Below are 14,934 nucleotides of genomic sequence, written 5' to 3' on the forward strand. Positions count from 1 at the left end.
AATTCGGTTAAGCCAGAATAAAGTTAAGCCCAAGCGTTGTGCTAGGGCTTATCGTGTTTACTTGGTTTATTTAGCTTACTTAACCTTTACTTACTTTAAGCACCAGAGAGGCTTTTAAGCCGCCCATTGAGCTCTTGCTGAGCGTTAGGCTGCCTCGGTAGCTGTGCGCCATTTCATTCACGATGTTAAGCCCCAATCCAGTTCCCGGTGTGGTTTCATCAAGTCGAACACCACGTTTGGTGACTTGCTCAAGCTTCTCTTCAGGAATGCCTTGGCCATCATCTTCAATCACCAATTCAATGTTGCCATCGTCGAGTTCATTCGAATGGACTCGGATAATGCTGCTCGCCCATTTGTAACTGTTCTCGAGTAGGTTGCCGACCATTTCATCAAGGTCGGTTTTCTCTACCGCCACTTCAATCTCAGAGTCTAGCTCGTTAATCATGGTGACTTCGTTGGCGGCATACACTTTATCAAACGCCATTGAGATAGCTTCAACACGCTCACAAGGTGAAGATTTCACCGATAGAATGTTCATTGCACCAGCCATGCGCGCACGGCCAAGGTGATAATCTATCTGGTTCTGAATCTGATGAATGGGTTGTTGTAACAATGTTTTGTCATCGTCTGGAAGTCGCTCTATCTCATTTTTCAAAACCGACAGCGGTGTTTTCAAAGCGTGAGATAAGTTTCCAGCGTGGTTACGCGCTCGCTCCAATAACTCTTGATAGTGGAAGAGTAGGGCATTGAGGTCAGAAACTAATGGAGAAACTTCTTTCGGGTAGTTGTCGCTTAACCCTTGTTGCTCGCCGTTTCTTAGCATCACCAGTTCGCGTTGCATCTTGCTGAGCGGTAATAGCGACCAACTGACTTGAATACCGATCAACATCAGCACGCCAACAAACAGCAGCATTAGGATCAACCAGACTTGACCAGTCAGTTCGGTCAGTGTGGATTCTAATGGATCTTCATCGATACCAATGGTGATCGTGACAGGGTCGTTCAGTTCAGGCAGGTAGATATCTTGCTCGATGTAAATCAGCTTTTCTTTCTCTGGCCCTTTGACTGATGTGTGAATCGGCGAACGCTTGATGGTGAGGTCTTTATCCCATAGCGAGCGAGAACGAATGATCTGCTCTTGGGTAGCGGCGCGCCAATAAATACCACTGTAGGGTTGGTTGAACCTAGGATCAGACAGACGCTCTGCCATGATCAGGTTACCACTGTCATTGGTTTCGATATTGGCGGTTAACTCATCCATGGTTAAGCCAAGCTGCTGCTTCATGTCATCGACGAGGTAGTCGTTAACCAGCTTCGGAATCCCGACACCAGCCGCTAATATCATCGCACCTAGCCAAAAAGCCGCAGCAAGGAGCAAGCGGCTTTTTAGACTGATGTTTTTAAGTGTTCGTTTCTTCAGATTCATGCATTTCCAGCCTGCCTTTGCTCATCGTGACTTATCGTATTGTGATGATCAGAACAGGCTGTCCACTTAATTGATGGTTACTCTTGGCGTGATTGACGACTGAGTTATTCGGCATTCAGTTGGTAGCCAAGGCCACGAACGGTTTTGATGATCTTTGGTGCGATTTTTTTGCGAATACGTCCAATGAACACCTCAACCGTGTTTGAGTCGCGGTCGAAGTCTTGTTTATAGATGTGTTCAACCAACTCTGTGCGCGAGATAACCTTGTTTTGGTTATGCATGAAGTACGCGACAACTTTATATTCGAGTGCAGTTAGGCTAACCGCTTGGCCTTGCCACAATACTTTAGAACTGCGTGTGTCTAGGCTTAGATCACCGATTTGAAGTATCGGAGCAGCACTGCCTGATGCTCGGCGCAGTTGAGCACGGATACGGGCAATCAGCTCGACCATCTCAAATGGCTTAGTGAGATAGTCATCAGCACCGGCGTTCAAGCCTTCGACACGTTGGGTTAGTGTGTCACGAGCACTTAAGATAATCACAGGTGTGTTGATGTTTTCGTCTCGAATGCCTTTTAATACCGTTAGACCGTCAAGCTTAGGTAAACCTAAATCGAGGACAATCGCGTCCCATTCTTCTGACGTTGCACGGTAGAGTGCGTCGATACCATCTTGAGAAAGCTCTGGAACCCAGTCAGCTCCCTCAAGTGTTTCAATAATTTGTTGGCCCAAACGAGGCTCATCTTCAACGACTAAAATTTTCATAATTGTTCTTCTTAATTCTTGTAATGACTGTTCGTCGTACTTAACTATTTGTCGTGCTTAATTAGTCGCTGTGTTTAATTGCGTCTTTAAAGTTGCGGCCTTTAATCATAAGCATTTCTAACGTCTCAGCGTTGTATTCGACTTTGATGATGTTGTTTTGGTAATTGATTTTTAGTTCATACACCCAAATGTCGTCATCTTCTTCTAGTTCTACTTTTATGATTCTGCCATGAAGATCGTTTTCAACCGCGGCATACATTTCTGAGAAAGGGCGAATGTAGCCTTCTCGTACGGCTTCGTAGACTTCGTCTTGATCTTCTTCAAATTCGATGCTGGTTCCTGCTTTATGAACGTCCTGCACTAATTCATGACCATTATGATGTGAGTCAGCCCATGCGCCAGCAGAAACAAATAAGCCTAAGCTTATAGAAAACAAAGAAATCATAGCTTTACTAAACATAGCGAATCCTAGAGAAGGTTGATAGCGTTCAGTATAAAAAAGTAATTCTGAACAGAAAGTGAACCTGATTAATAATGAGAATTTGATACCGAAAAACTTAACGCTTAAATGGCAAAGGCTTTAATACATAATATTAATTGCCGAGTGTTAAGAACGTAAGACTTACCTTTATTCTTAACCTTAACGCTGCTGTAGTTCGTCTTCGAATATCTTGTCTCTCATTTTCCAAAAGCGTCCGACTTTACGTGCAATCACGAACTGAGGTGGGCGGAACCTATGTTGGTGAGCAACCACTTTCGATGGTGATGCTTCTTCAAAAGGGCGATGTCTGTCTGCTAGGTGAGGGCGAACAAACTGGTCTTTGAAGTTCTGCTTCTGTTTCTTGGTAGTTAATGACCAAAACTCATGCACTTGCGCTTGATTTTCACCGCGATAGGTGACTTTAAGTTGTGATTTACCTTTGTCGTCCTTAAGTATGTTCAAGTCCATTTCTAAACACTCAAACACCAACGCATCTTTTAGGTTTAACGCTTCCTTAAGCTTTTTGTCTGGGTCGACTAAAGTTGCATCACACTCATGACAAATGCGTGCGGCAATGTCGTTGTCAGCGCCGCATTCACCGCAGTATTTCGCTCGGAAACGATAGTTACAGTGTTCGCGTTCGCCCGTGTCTTCATCGGTAAAGTAGCCTTGGCATTTACGACCAAAGTGCTCAAGCAAGAAGCCATTGCTGTCTAGTTTGCCCCAAAAGTTATTATTGAAGCCGCACGCCGGGCAAGGAATGGTGATGATTTCACTGTCTGAATCGGGTTTTGGATCGCCGACCTCAGGTTGGTAAAGGTCGTAACTATTACCCGCATAGTCGAGCACCAGACACTCTTTCTTACCTGGGGATAGGCGTAAGCCACGGCCGACGATTTGTTGATACAAACTGATGGATTCGGTAGGGCGTAAAATTGCGATTAAATCGACATGTGGCGCATCAAAGCCTGTGGTTAATACCGATACGTTGACCAAGAATTTGATTTTACGTTCTTTGAAATCATTGATGATTTGGTCACGTTCGAGTGTTGGCGTATCGCCAATCACAATCGATGCTTCACCTTCTGGTAATAAGCCGAGAATCTCTTGCGCGTGTCGAACTGTGGCGGCAAATACCATTATGCCTAGTTTGTCTTGGGCCAGTTCAATTATCTGGTCGACAATCTGCGGGGTCGCGCGTTTCGACTGCTCGATCACCATATCAAGCTCTGCTTCTTTGTAGCGACCAGTGCTCGCTGGCTTTAACTGTGAAAAGTCGTAGCTCAATACGGGCGCATCTATCATGCGCGCAGGAGTTAAGAAACCTTCGTCGAGTAGGTAACGAATCGGCAGTTCGAAAATACAATCTCTGAAAAACCTGGGTTCTTCAGATCGTACTTGGCCGCGGGTGTGATACTGGTAAAGCCAACCCATACCAAGACGATAAGGGGTCGCGGTTAGGCCAAGCACCTTGATACCCGAATTATTCTCGCGCAAGTGAGTGATGACTTTTTGATAGCTACTGGTCTTTTCATCGGGAACACGGTGACATTCATCGATCACCAACAGTGAAAATTGGTTAGAGAATGAATCGAGATTTCGAACCACAGATTGAACGGATGCGAAGACCACTTGTTGGTCTGTCTCTTTACGGCCTAAACCCGCAGAGAAAATCGAGCCTTTTAACCCATAGCCTTCATACTTTTCATGGTTCTGTTCAACCAACTCTTTTACGTGAGCAAGTACCAACACTCGACCTTTCGCAAGCCTTGCCAACTCTGCAATTACAAGGCTTTTTCCTGCACCAGTCGGAAGCACGAGCACAGCCGGAGTTTGGTGTTTTCTGAAGTAATGAATCACTGATTTTACAGAATCAGCTTGGTACGGGCGGAGTGTATACATATCGCGTCTTGTAAGAAGGAAAACAAATAGTGTGAAATAGCTCAACTAATTGAGCAAAGGTGACTATAATACCCGACTTAGATTAGTTGAGGTATTCATGCGTTTAGATAAATTTCTGTGCGATGCATTAGGCGTCACTCGAAGAGAAGCAACACACTTATTAAAATCCAAGGCAGTGACAGTAAATGATGTCATTCAAAAAAGCGGTTCACTCAAGGTAACTGGAGAGTGCGTTGTGGAATGGCAAGGCAATGAACTGAATGTTCACGGCCCACGTTACATCATGCTATATAAGCCAGAAGGCTTTGTTTGTTCGCATGAAGATGGCGCAAATCGTATCGCGTTTGAATTACTTGATGAAATCAAAATGGATAAGCTGCACTTTGCTGGCCGTCTAGATATTGATACAACAGGTCTTGTATTGATTACCGACGATGGTAAGTGGTCTCACCGTATCACTTCGCCAAAGCACAAGTGCGAGAAGACGTACCGTGTGTGGTTGGTTGAACCTGTTGAAGACGATTACGTTGAAAAATTCAAAGAGGGCATCCAGCTTAAGAGCGAAGATGGCCTAACACTTCCTGCACACCTAGAAGTTCGTGCAGAGCGTGAAGTGCTGCTAACGATTCACGAAGGCAAATACCACCAAGTTAAACGCATGTTTGCTGCACTTGGTAACAAGGTAGAAGCACTGCACCGTGAACGTATTGGCGAAATTGAGATGGACGAATCTTTAGAGTTAGGTGAATACCGTTACCTAACGCAAGAAGAAGTCGATTCAATCTGGAAGTAGTCCTTAGCTAGAAGTTGCTCTTAACAAGAAATTGTTCTTAACAAGAGACCACTTTTGCTGGAAATAGCCCTTTCGTTGTAAAGCCGACCATGGATAGCGTCGGCTGATGATGTTGACTGGTACTAGGAAAGTCTCAGCCAATCTTTGACTCGCGTACTCACGCTAGTCCCTAGCTCTATCAGTTGAACATTCGGAGAACCATGCAAACATCGACCTCACAGAGCCCAAGCTCCCAACCAGAAACCCCTCAATTAGGCTTAATGCTGTTTTTGATTCTTGGTGCGATTGGTGCACTTACTCCGCTAGCCATTGATATGTATCTGCCAGCGATGCCGACCATTGCTAAAGATCTTAGTGTGACGGCGGGTGAAGTACAGATCACGCTAACAGCCTATACCGCAGGTTTCGCGCTGGGGCAGTTGCTGCATGGCCCGCTGGCGGATAGCTATGGTCGCAAGCCTGTACTGCTTATTGGTGTGTTCTTGTTTGCTATCGCTTCTATGGTGAGTGCGACAACACACGGTATTGAAGCGCTGACTTACATCCGTACCGCTCAAGGTTTTGCTGGTGCTGCGGCGGCCGTTATCATCCAAGCGGTGGTAAGAGACATGTTCGATCGTGAAGATTTCGCAAGAACTATGTCTTTCGTTACTTTGGTGATGACAGTTGCGCCATTGGTTGCTCCGATGATTGGCGGTTACTTAGCGTTGTGGTTCGGCTGGCGCTCAATTTTCTGGGTACTGGCTATTTTTGCAGTGATCGTGATTCTAGCGGTATCGATGAAGATCCCAGAAACGCTACCTGCAGAAAACCGACAACCACTGCGCTTTAAAACAACGATTCGTAACTACGCTCGACTGTGTAAGAACCCAACGGCGATGGGCCTTATTTTCTCTGGCGCATTCTCATTCTCAGGGATGTTTGCGTTCTTAACGGCAGGTTCTTTCGTTTACATTGATATCTATGGCGTTCGCCCTGATCTGTTTGGCTACCTGTTCGGCTTGAATATTGTTGCTATGATCTTGATGACGAGCATCAACGGTCGAATCGTTAAGAAAGTGGGCTCTCACGCTATGCTCAGAGTCGGTTTAACCATTCAACTGTTTGCGGGCTTAGGTCTGTTAGTCGGATGGATGTTAGATATTGGTTTGTGGGGTATTGTGCCATTCGTGATGCTGTTTATCGGCACACTGTCTACCATTGGTAGTAACTCAATGGCGCTGCTTTTAAGCGGATACCCGAATATGGCCGGCACAGCTTCTTCGCTTGCGGGCACATTAAGGTTTGGTACTGGTTCTGTGGTGGGGGCAATTGTTGCCATGCTACCAAGTGACACTGCAGGGCCAATGGCTATGGTGATGGCAGCATGTGCAATACTGTCAGCATTACTATATTGGACATTAGGAAAGAAGGCATAATGTCAAAATACTATATTGAAATTCAGAAGTTAGTGAACGATGCGCTGGGCGAGCTGTATGCTCTGCATAAGTCTGGCAAAGCGATCGACGCGCCTATCGCGAATAACCTTTATCTTGTTCGTTGGGTAACAAAAGCGATTAAATCTCAAGCTTATGATCGCGTGATTGTGCCTGACTTAGTTCGCTGGCAGAAACAGGGTCGCTCAAAAGGCAACAACTCTGATTTAACTTTTACCTTTAAACGCATTTCTGCGTTTTACGGACGTTTTTTCCCTGAAGGTGAAGAGCCTAAAGCGCTAAAAGACAGTGATGTTGAAGCGTTCATGGACAAAATGTACGAGATGGGTTGGAGCGTATCGAGTGAAGACGAGCTAACGACTGGCGGCAAGATTCAATTCTTCACCGATGGCGAGCACTCTTTTGCTTTGTGTGGCAAACAGTGTGACGACTCTTTCGACGGTGAGTTGATGGTGAAGCCGATGAACTGGTTTGTTCGTGGTAACCACGCTGAGTTCATCCAAGCGGCGATGGAAGCGGGTTTCATGCTTCACAAAGTAACGGACTATAAGTCTGCGGTGAAGTATCACGGTGAATACATCGTTTACCCTGCTAACCAAGGCAACCAACTGGCTGAGATCCCAATTAGCGTTATCGGCTAGTAGCGGATTCGAGATGAGAGATACGAAGAGCGGAATTATCCGCTCTTTTTTGCTTCTAATAGCGCGTGTCGCTAATTTGCTGTTAAGTCTTTTCTCATCTCGTTACCCAAATCCTGCCTCTGCTTTTAATCTCTTCGCATCTCATTACTCGAATCCCGCATCTGCTTTTGATCTTTTCGCATCTCGACACTCGAATCCCGTATCTGCTTCTAATCCTGCTCTTTAGCCTGCTTCTCAATCGCCTTCACCATGCCTTTAAAAATAAACAGGTGAGCTGGCATCATCGCAAACCAATACAGTAATCCTAGAAAGCCTTTTGGATGCCACCAAGCCGAGATGTTCAGCTCGCGAGAATCACCGTGGTCAGAGACGGTAATTTCAAGTCGCCCTAAACCGGGCCCTTTCATTCCAAATAGTAGAGATAAAAACTGGTTTTCTTCACAACGAATAACCTTCCAAGAGTCGATCTTGTCACCGACTTTTAGGGTCGGTCCTTCAGGCATTTGTCGAACCGGTACACCGCCACCGAAAAGAACGTCCAACCATTCGCGTGTGCGCCATAAAGCGTTAGCGAAGAAGTAACCTTGCTTCGGGCTTCCGATTTGCTGAGCTACGTGCCAGAGCGATTCCAGTGAAGCGCTTGAAGTGATACTGGCGCCTGTTTTCTTCGGGTAATAACCGTATCCCGCTTGCCAGCGTTTGAATGCGGTTTTGTCAAAGCCCCACACGTTGCTTTTGACAAAATTTCCTTCAGCGTGAATGGCTTGTTCAACCATGCTCTCGAACGAGACAAGCTTCTGAGGGTACTTTTCTCTAATGGTGGTCGAACTGGCGATGAAGTCGTGCTTTAAGCCTGCAAGCAGCGCTCTGCCTATGTTGGACGGTACAGAAGTCACCACGCCTAACCAATATGAAGCAATCTTTGGTGTCAGTAGCGATGTCGCCCATAGCCTGAGTGGACGATCGGCAGTTTTGGCAATATGAGCGAACTGGTTTCGGTAAGAGACAATATCCGGCCCGCCAACCTCAAAGGTTTGGCTTTCGTTTGGCGTGTCTTGTGCGAGTTTTAGTAAATAATGGTTCAGGTTCTGCAAGGCAATCGGGTTCGCTTTAGAGTCGACCCACTTTGGCGCAATCATGATCGGCAAGTTGTATACGAAATCTCGCATGATCTCGAATGCTGCAGAGCCGGGTCCTATGATGACGCCTGCTTGAAGCTCGGTAACTGGAACGGGTCCTTTACGAAGCAGTTCGCCGGTTTTCTTTCTCGCTTGAAGATGCTCTGAATCACCTGTCTGAGGCTGTAAAGAGCTCAGGTAGATGACGTGTTGATTCTTTGGGCCAAGAGCCGAAACAAAGTTACGGGCTAAGTTCAGCTCATAATCGATAAAGTCGTGGCCTTCTGCCATGCCATGGACGAGAAAGAAGATAAGATCAAAGTCGGGGACTAAGGCTTGTGTCGCAGCTTGATCAGCCAGATCAAGATACTCAAGCGATAAGTTTTCGTGAGGCTCGGTCCGTGCCTTTAAATAGTCGATATGCCTTGCTGCTGCCGTGACTTGATAGCCTTGCTCAAGCAGGAGAGGGAGGAGTTGCGAACCAACATATCCAGAAGCGCCTAAAACCAGTACTTTCTTCATTGTTACTCCATTTATATCTGTGGTTAAAAACCGAACATTGATATAATAGCGCGATATTTATCTTTATTCATCAATACGTTCCGTTTAGGTATCTCTCTATGTTGCTCTCTTCAATTATTCATCACACACGAGGTGATTTTGTTCGCAGGCTTATTGCGATTGCACTGCCCATCACCTTGCAGAGCATTATGTTTTCAAGCCGAGGCTTGGTGGATGTATTGATGTTGGGCCAACTTGGCGAAGCAGACATCGCAGCTGTGGGTGTGGCGAGCCGAGCGATGTTCGTGACGACTATTATGCTGGTGGGTGTCACTACAGGCGGCGCTCTTCTTACTGCTCAATATTGGGGCGCGGGTAACAGACAAGGTGTGAGAGAAAGCACTGCGCTGACGTGGCTAGTTTCGACACTGTTTGCTTTACTGACCATTGCGTTTTTCGTTTCATTTCCTGCACAAATCATGGGCGTGACGACTGACTCTCAAGAGGTCATTAACCTAGGCGTTGAATACATTGTCATTACCTCATTTAGCATGCTAGCAGTATCGTGCGTCAGCAGTATGGCTGTGGGTTTGAGAGCGATGCACAAACCCGGGCTAAGCACCTTCTTCAGCGGTATCGGCATCCTGTCTAACGTGTTCTTAAACTGGGTGCTGATCTTTGGTAACTTAGGCTTTCCTGCGCTTGGAATCAAAGGTGCGGCGATTGCTACGGTACTGAGTGGCGCGATTGAAGTCGCGACTTTGTTTGGTTATCTCTATTTCTCTAAGCATTTATTAGCTTTTAAGTTCTGCGATATTAAAGCAGCAGCTTCGATCGATAAGGTGGTTCGCTTCTTGAAGCTGTCTCTGCCGACCACGTTTAATTTCTTAGCATGGGCGGGTGGCTTGTTTGCTTATCACGCGATCATGGGGCAATCGGGCGTTCAGGGGTTGGCTGCGCTTTCAGTAATGACGCCGGTTGAGTCGATCTCATTGAGTTTATTGATTGGTCTATCGAATGCGGCAGCGGTTCTAGTGGGTAACCAGCTTGGCGCTAAAAATAATGAAGCGGTTTACTATCAAGCACTTGGCTTTACAATTCTGTGTTTCTTAACCAGTATCGTTGTGGCCGTTTTTCTCTACTTCGTTCAAACGCCAATACTCAATGCCTTCAGCGCATTGACGGAAGAAACCAGAGCCCTCTCAGAGAAGTTCATTCTGATCCTCAGTGTGGGTATAGTCATTCGCTCGGTACCATTGACTGTGATCGTTGGTGTGTTGAGAGCGGGTGGTGATGTGAAGTTCTGCCTCTACCAAGATTTGATTGCTCAGTGGGTGATCGGTATCCCATTGGCAGCCATCGCGGCTATCTATTTTAAGTTTCCACCGGAGTGGGTATATCTGCTTTTCCTAACGGAAGAAGTCCTCAAGTGGGGCGGGTCGCTCTATCGCATGAAAACAAGAAAATGGATTAAAAACTTGATAGGAAGTTGAAGTAGGGCGCACCAATCGCATCACTTTATCGTTGGCGTGTGATCTATCTTTCAAAATACTTCCTCCTAACAGGGAATTAGTGTAAATTCTCCTTCCAAATTCTAACTAATGCGAGCTGTTTAATGTTAAAGCTGTCAGACCTATGTAAAGGCTATGTCGATGGGGGGGAGTTTCACCCTGTTTTGCAAGGTGCTGAATTAACATTAAACCAAGGTGACCAGCTGGCATTAATGGGAGAAAGCGGTTCAGGTAAAAGTACGTTACTGAATCTTATCGCGGGTTTAGACCTAGCGGATTCAGGTGAAATCGCTTTCCCTCACTTCAATATGCACGACTCAACCGAGCGTGACCGCACCGCTTATCGCAGAAACAACATTGGCCATATTTTTCAGCAGTTCAACTTACTGCCAACGCTAAATATTGCCGATAACATCCGTTTTTGCCGCCAGTTAAAAGGCTTACCTGAAGACAAAGGTCTCTGGAGACAGATTCTCTCTGCTTTAGACCTTATGCCTTTACTTGGCCGTTACCCTGAAGAAGCGTCTGGTGGCCAACAACAACGTGCGGCCATTGCGCGTGCGCTGTATATGGAACCAAAAATCTTACTGGCCGATGAGCCGACCGGTAGTCTAGATGAGCGCAATGCAGAAGCGGTAATGCGTTTGCTGACCTCTTTGGCTCGTCAATTAGAATGTACGTTGCTGTTGGTAACGCACAGTGAAAAAGTAGCTCTGCATATGGATGGCAGGATCCGTCTACAAGGAGGGCAACTGCATGTTATGGCCCGTAGTTAAGGCACTACTCGGTCACTATCGACGTTACCCACTGCAAATTATTTTGGTATGGCTTGGTTTAACCCTCGGCGTATCACTTTTGGTTGGTGTTACTGCTATCAACCAACACGCCAAGCAAAGCTATGCACATGGCGAAAAGCTCTTTTCGAATCCTCTTCCTTACCGTATTCGACCAAAACACAACGCCAATAAAATCCCGCAAGGCTTTTATATCCACCTTCGCCGTGAAGGCTTTCAACAGTGTTCTCCTCTTGATCACCATCGTATCACTGATGAAAATGGTGCAAACTTCATGCTTGTCGGTATAGATCCTGTTTCTATGCTTCAGCTACAACCTGGTATTGCGTTAAAAGATCTCACCGCTTTGAACCTCATGAAGCCACCATATCCAATCCTTGTCAGTGATGATCTTGCTGAACACATGGAATGGCACAACGGTGATTACATCCCTTTGATGGATGGTTCTGAACTTGGTCCTGTGGTTGTTGATCAAAATAATATGATTAATGGTACAAGGTTGATTGCGGATATTTCCTTGCTCCGAATGCTTAAACGCAGTGCGGGGCTTTCTGTAATTGCGTGTTCAGACATGTCCACTGAGAAGTTTGAACGTCTCAAAAACATGCTACCTAATGGTTTGACGATCTCTCGTAGCTCTAAGGCAGAGCTTGAGTCGCTAACCAGTGCGTTCCACTTAAATCTAAAAGCGATGGGTATGCTGTCGTTTGTGGTTGGTTTATTTATTTTCTATCAAGCGATGTCGTTGTCATTTATTCAGCGCCAACCGTTAGTTGGAATCTTAAGGCAAACAGGTGTATCGGGCTGGCAACTGGCTAAAGCGCTTTGCTTAGAATTGCTGATATTGGTCGTACTGAGCTGGATCTGCGGTAATGTATTTGGGGTCATGTTGGCCAACCAATTATTACCAGCGGTATCTTCAAGCTTAGGCGACTTATACGACGCCAACGTTGGCTTAACGATCGACTGGAATTGGCGATGGAGCGGCTATAGCTTATTGATGGCATTACTTGGTGCGTTTTTAGCGTGTGCTTGGCCATTGGTGCGCTTGCTTAGATCACAACCGATTCGTTTGACCTCTCGCTTATCTTTGATGCGCTTCGCGGGTACAGAGTTTACTTGGCAAGCATTGATTGGCTGTGGTTTCTTAGTTGCCGCTGTCGCCGTGTATCAAGCCCCTCAGACTCAAGAAACGGGTTTTGCGATTATCGCGCTAATGCTGATCAGTGTGGCGCTATTTACCCCGTTTTTGATGTGGAAGTTATTTAACAGCCTCTCTTATTCATTGCGTTGGGTTCGTGCTCGCTGGTTCTTTGCTGATGCAGCTTCCAGTATGAGTTACCGTGGCGTGGCGACGATGGCGTTTATGTTGGCCTTAACAGCCAATATTGGTGTAGAAACCATGGTCGGTAGCTTTAGAGATACCACTGATAAATGGCTAACACAGCGTTTGGCTGCCGATCTGTATATCTACCCAACCAACAATGCCGCTGCTCGTATGAGTAATTGGTTATCTGACCAACCTGAAGTGGATTCGGTTTGGTGGCGTTGGGAGAAAGATGTTGCGTCTCCAGTCGGTAGTATTCAGGTGGTCAGTACAGGCCCTTCTGAAGGCGAACTAGAAGCGCTGACAATTAAATTAGGTATTCCGAATTACTGGTATCACTTACATCACTCTAAAGGTGTGTTGATCAGTGAATCGATGTCTCTCAAGCTGGGAATTCGCCCTGGCGATTACATTGACCTCTATGACAGTCTCGGCTCTGGTTGGCAGGTTGTCGGTGTTTATTACGATTACGGTAATCCTTACCATCAAGTCATGATGTCGCATCGAAACTGGCTGTATGGCTTTGCAGGGCGGGGTAATGTCGGCCTTGGGGTAATACTCAAAGACGATGTGAATTCATTAGGGCTTCGCAGCCGATTAGAAAGCGTATTCAGGCTTGGCTCTGAGCGTGTTTTCGATAACAACAATATTCACAGTCAAGCAATGCGGGTGTTTGATAGAACGTTTGCGATTGCAGATACACTAGGCAATATCACCTTGGTTATCGCCGTCTTCGGTATCTTCTTCGCGACGGTTGCGGGTGAAGTATCTCGCCAAAGGCATATTTCCTTGCAGCGCTGTTTAGGTGTATCGGCGAAAGAACTGATCCTGACCGGTAGCTTGCAGCTGTTTGTGTTTGGGCTTATTTCCTCCTTAATTGCGATTCCTCTTGGATTAGCGCTAGCTAGCCTAATTGTTGATATTGTGATCAAGCAGTCTTTTGGGTGGTCACTCGAATTACAAGTGATTCCATGGGACTATTTGCAGACATTTGCATGGGCCATGGCAGCATTGATGCTAGCTGGTGCTTTACCAGTGATGAGAATGATTCGGAACACTCCGATGAAGTCCCTGAGGGATGCGCTTTAGTATGTTTTTACGGAATACCTCAACTAAGTTAAGACAACGAATCCTGTCTTCTCTGTTATTAATCAGTTTCTTTGGCATCTTTTTAAGTGTTTGGGGTTATTACTCCTATTTCATCGATCCTGGTGAAAAGGGCTTGAATGAAGTTAACTCAATATTGGTTAATGAACACTTCAATGTGTTCGAACCTGTTTTGCCAGACCGTAATGTTTCGCTACCACAAGATTTTAAGTTCCACCCAGAGTTTCAGCACGAGTGGTGGCATTACTTCGCATCTTTGAAAGGTGATGACGGTAAAGACTATTCGGTTCAGTGGAGTTTTTTCCGTATCGCAACGGACGAACGTGAAACACCGGGGTGGCAAAGCCCTCAAGTCTATATCTCAAATGTAGTGGTCTCTTCTAAGTCTAAAGTATGGAAAGAACAGCGCATGGCTCGTGGCGGCATTGGCCAAGCGGGAATGACTAATCGTCCATTCAGGCTTTGGATTGATAACTGGAACTGGCGTGCACTCGGCAACACCCCATTCCCAGGACGCCTTCAAGTGCAAACAGATACGTTTGGACTTGAGCTCGACACCATTGCAAAAGGACCCTATGTGCTCAATGGCGATAATGGCTATCAGAAAAAGCACGACTTATTACCTGTCGCGTCTTATAACTTCAGCGCTCCATTTTTATCGTTGAGTGGTGTGTTGAACCTAGACGGCGTTACCAAGGAAGTGGAAGGCACAGCGTGGGTACATAAAGAGTGGGGCAGTGGCTTACTTGGAGTGGGCCAACAAGGTTGGGATTGGTTTGTATTTAACCTCGATGACGGCACTGCGCTGAGCATTAACCGCTATCGTCATAACCAACAGTTGCCTTACGTATTCGGGACATTAGCAACGCGCTCAGGCAAAGTTTACCAATTAACGGAATCCGACATTTCCATTCAACCATTGCAAAATACAACGTTGATGAATGGAAGACGGATGCCTTTGCAGTGGATCATTAACGTCCCTAAGCATGATATCAACCTCACAACGCGTATTATACGCAGGGATATGTGGCTTCCTTTTGTCATACCATATTGGGAAGGGCCGATTAAGGCGAGCGGGAGTCATGAGGCGACAGGCTTTATGCAGTTAACTGGCTACTAAAAAACACCTAAGG

The 14,934-nt window shown here is 46.1% G+C and carries 12 protein-coding genes; 7 read left to right on the top strand and 5 right to left on the bottom strand.

Going from position 1 to position 14,934, the window contains the following annotated elements; all coding sequences use genetic code 11:
• Positions 1 to 79: 79 nt before the first annotated feature.
• The 4 genes from HRQ85_RS17200 to HRQ85_RS17215 all read right to left on the bottom strand — a co-directional run bounded on the left by HRQ85_RS17200 (position 80) and on the right by HRQ85_RS17215 (position 4,573).
• Positions 80 to 1,426 carry an ATP-binding protein gene (locus HRQ85_RS17200; RefSeq protein WP_172380212.1) on the bottom strand — a complete coding sequence of 449 codons (1,347 nt, stop codon included), beginning with the start codon at positions 1,424 to 1,426 and terminating at the stop codon, positions 80 to 82.
• A 104-nt stretch (positions 1,427 to 1,530) separates the two neighbouring features.
• Positions 1,531 to 2,190 carry a response regulator transcription factor gene (locus HRQ85_RS17205; RefSeq protein WP_017060377.1) on the bottom strand — a complete coding sequence of 220 codons (660 nt, stop codon included), beginning with the start codon at positions 2,188 to 2,190 and terminating at the stop codon, positions 1,531 to 1,533.
• A gap of 61 nt (positions 2,191 to 2,251) precedes the next feature.
• Complete coding sequence (locus tag HRQ85_RS17210; RefSeq protein ID WP_086773625.1) at positions 2,252 to 2,650, bottom strand: PepSY domain-containing protein; 399 nt, start codon at positions 2,648 to 2,650, stop codon at positions 2,252 to 2,254.
• A 180-nt stretch (positions 2,651 to 2,830) separates the two neighbouring features.
• A complete protein-coding gene (locus tag HRQ85_RS17215; protein WP_102530235.1) occupies positions 2,831 to 4,573 on the bottom strand; it encodes a DEAD/DEAH box helicase in 1,743 nt (580 codons plus the stop codon).
• Between the two features lie 97 nt (positions 4,574 to 4,670).
• Here HRQ85_RS17215 and rsuA point away from each other — a divergent pair, with 97 nt between their 5' ends.
• The 3 genes from rsuA to HRQ85_RS17230 all read left to right on the top strand — a co-directional run bounded on the left by rsuA (position 4,671) and on the right by HRQ85_RS17230 (position 7,443).
• Positions 4,671 to 5,366, top strand: a complete 696-nt coding sequence (gene rsuA, locus HRQ85_RS17220) for a 16S rRNA pseudouridine(516) synthase RsuA (RefSeq protein WP_172380213.1) — start codon at positions 4,671 to 4,673, stop codon at positions 5,364 to 5,366.
• A 200-nt stretch (positions 5,367 to 5,566) separates the two neighbouring features.
• Positions 5,567 to 6,784 carry a Bcr/CflA family multidrug efflux MFS transporter gene (locus tag HRQ85_RS17225; protein ID WP_172380214.1) on the top strand — a complete coding sequence of 406 codons (1,218 nt, stop codon included), beginning with the start codon at positions 5,567 to 5,569 and terminating at the stop codon, positions 6,782 to 6,784.
• Complete coding sequence (locus tag HRQ85_RS17230; RefSeq protein WP_010441495.1) at positions 6,784 to 7,443, top strand: DUF2913 family protein; 660 nt, start codon at positions 6,784 to 6,786, stop codon at positions 7,441 to 7,443. Before HRQ85_RS17225 ends, HRQ85_RS17230 begins: the two co-directional genes overlap by 1 nt.
• Positions 7,444 to 7,652: 209 nt before the next feature.
• Here the strand turns inward: HRQ85_RS17230 and HRQ85_RS17235 are convergent, their stop codons facing one another.
• Positions 7,653 to 9,083, bottom strand: a complete 1,431-nt coding sequence (locus tag HRQ85_RS17235) for a DUF2867 domain-containing protein (RefSeq protein WP_172380215.1) — start codon at positions 9,081 to 9,083, stop codon at positions 7,653 to 7,655.
• A 98-nt stretch (positions 9,084 to 9,181) separates the two neighbouring features.
• On the opposite strand from HRQ85_RS17235, the gene HRQ85_RS17240 reads away from it, so the two are divergent.
• The 4 genes from HRQ85_RS17240 to HRQ85_RS17255 all read left to right on the top strand — a co-directional run bounded on the left by HRQ85_RS17240 (position 9,182) and on the right by HRQ85_RS17255 (position 14,921).
• Positions 9,182 to 10,555, top strand: coding sequence for an MATE family efflux transporter (locus HRQ85_RS17240; protein ID WP_172380216.1), 1,374 nt, complete (start codon positions 9,182 to 9,184; stop codon positions 10,553 to 10,555).
• A gap of 122 nt (positions 10,556 to 10,677) precedes the next feature.
• Positions 10,678 to 11,349 (top strand): ABC transporter ATP-binding protein, encoded by a 672-nt coding sequence (locus HRQ85_RS17245; RefSeq protein ID WP_017060385.1) that lies wholly within the window; start codon positions 10,678 to 10,680, stop codon positions 11,347 to 11,349.
• Positions 11,330 to 13,783 carry an ABC transporter permease gene (locus HRQ85_RS17250; RefSeq protein ID WP_172380217.1) on the top strand — a complete coding sequence of 818 codons (2,454 nt, stop codon included), beginning with the start codon at positions 11,330 to 11,332 and terminating at the stop codon, positions 13,781 to 13,783. Before HRQ85_RS17245 ends, HRQ85_RS17250 begins: the two co-directional genes overlap by 20 nt.
• The gene (locus HRQ85_RS17255; RefSeq protein ID WP_172380218.1) at positions 13,773 to 14,921 is read left to right on the top strand and encodes a lipocalin-like domain-containing protein; all 1,149 of its coding nucleotides are present in this window, start codon (positions 13,773 to 13,775) and stop codon (positions 14,919 to 14,921) included. Before HRQ85_RS17250 ends, HRQ85_RS17255 begins: the two co-directional genes overlap by 11 nt.
• Positions 14,922 to 14,934: the final 13 nt, after the last annotated feature.

The organism is Vibrio sp. Vb339 (genome assembly GCF_902751245.1).
In the GTDB taxonomy this organism is placed as follows: Bacteria; Pseudomonadota; Gammaproteobacteria; order Enterobacterales; family Vibrionaceae; genus Vibrio; species Vibrio coralliirubri.

Coding starts and splice junctions, on each gene's coding strand:
- HRQ85_RS17200 (WP_172380212.1), bottom strand. CDS start 1,426: ATGAATCTGAAGAAACGAACACTTAAAAACATCAGTCTAAAAAGCCGC.
- HRQ85_RS17205 (WP_017060377.1), bottom strand. CDS start 2,190: ATGAAAATTTTAGTCGTTGAAGATGAGCCTCGTTTGGGCCAACAAATT.
- HRQ85_RS17210 (WP_086773625.1), bottom strand. CDS start 2,650: ATGTTTAGTAAAGCTATGATTTCTTTGTTTTCTATAAGCTTAGGCTTA.
- HRQ85_RS17215 (WP_102530235.1), bottom strand. CDS start 4,573: ATGTATACACTCCGCCCGTACCAAGCTGATTCTGTAAAATCAGTGATT.
- rsuA (WP_172380213.1), top strand. CDS start 4,671: ATGCGTTTAGATAAATTTCTGTGCGATGCATTAGGCGTCACTCGAAGA.
- HRQ85_RS17225 (WP_172380214.1), top strand. CDS start 5,567: ATGCAAACATCGACCTCACAGAGCCCAAGCTCCCAACCAGAAACCCCT.
- HRQ85_RS17230 (WP_010441495.1), top strand. CDS start 6,784: ATGTCAAAATACTATATTGAAATTCAGAAGTTAGTGAACGATGCGCTG.
- HRQ85_RS17235 (WP_172380215.1), bottom strand. CDS start 9,083: ATGAAGAAAGTACTGGTTTTAGGCGCTTCTGGATATGTTGGTTCGCAA.
- HRQ85_RS17240 (WP_172380216.1), top strand. CDS start 9,182: ATGTTGCTCTCTTCAATTATTCATCACACACGAGGTGATTTTGTTCGC.
- HRQ85_RS17245 (WP_017060385.1), top strand. CDS start 10,678: ATGTTAAAGCTGTCAGACCTATGTAAAGGCTATGTCGATGGGGGGGAG.
- HRQ85_RS17250 (WP_172380217.1), top strand. CDS start 11,330: ATGTTATGGCCCGTAGTTAAGGCACTACTCGGTCACTATCGACGTTAC.
- HRQ85_RS17255 (WP_172380218.1), top strand. CDS start 13,773: ATGCGCTTTAGTATGTTTTTACGGAATACCTCAACTAAGTTAAGACAA.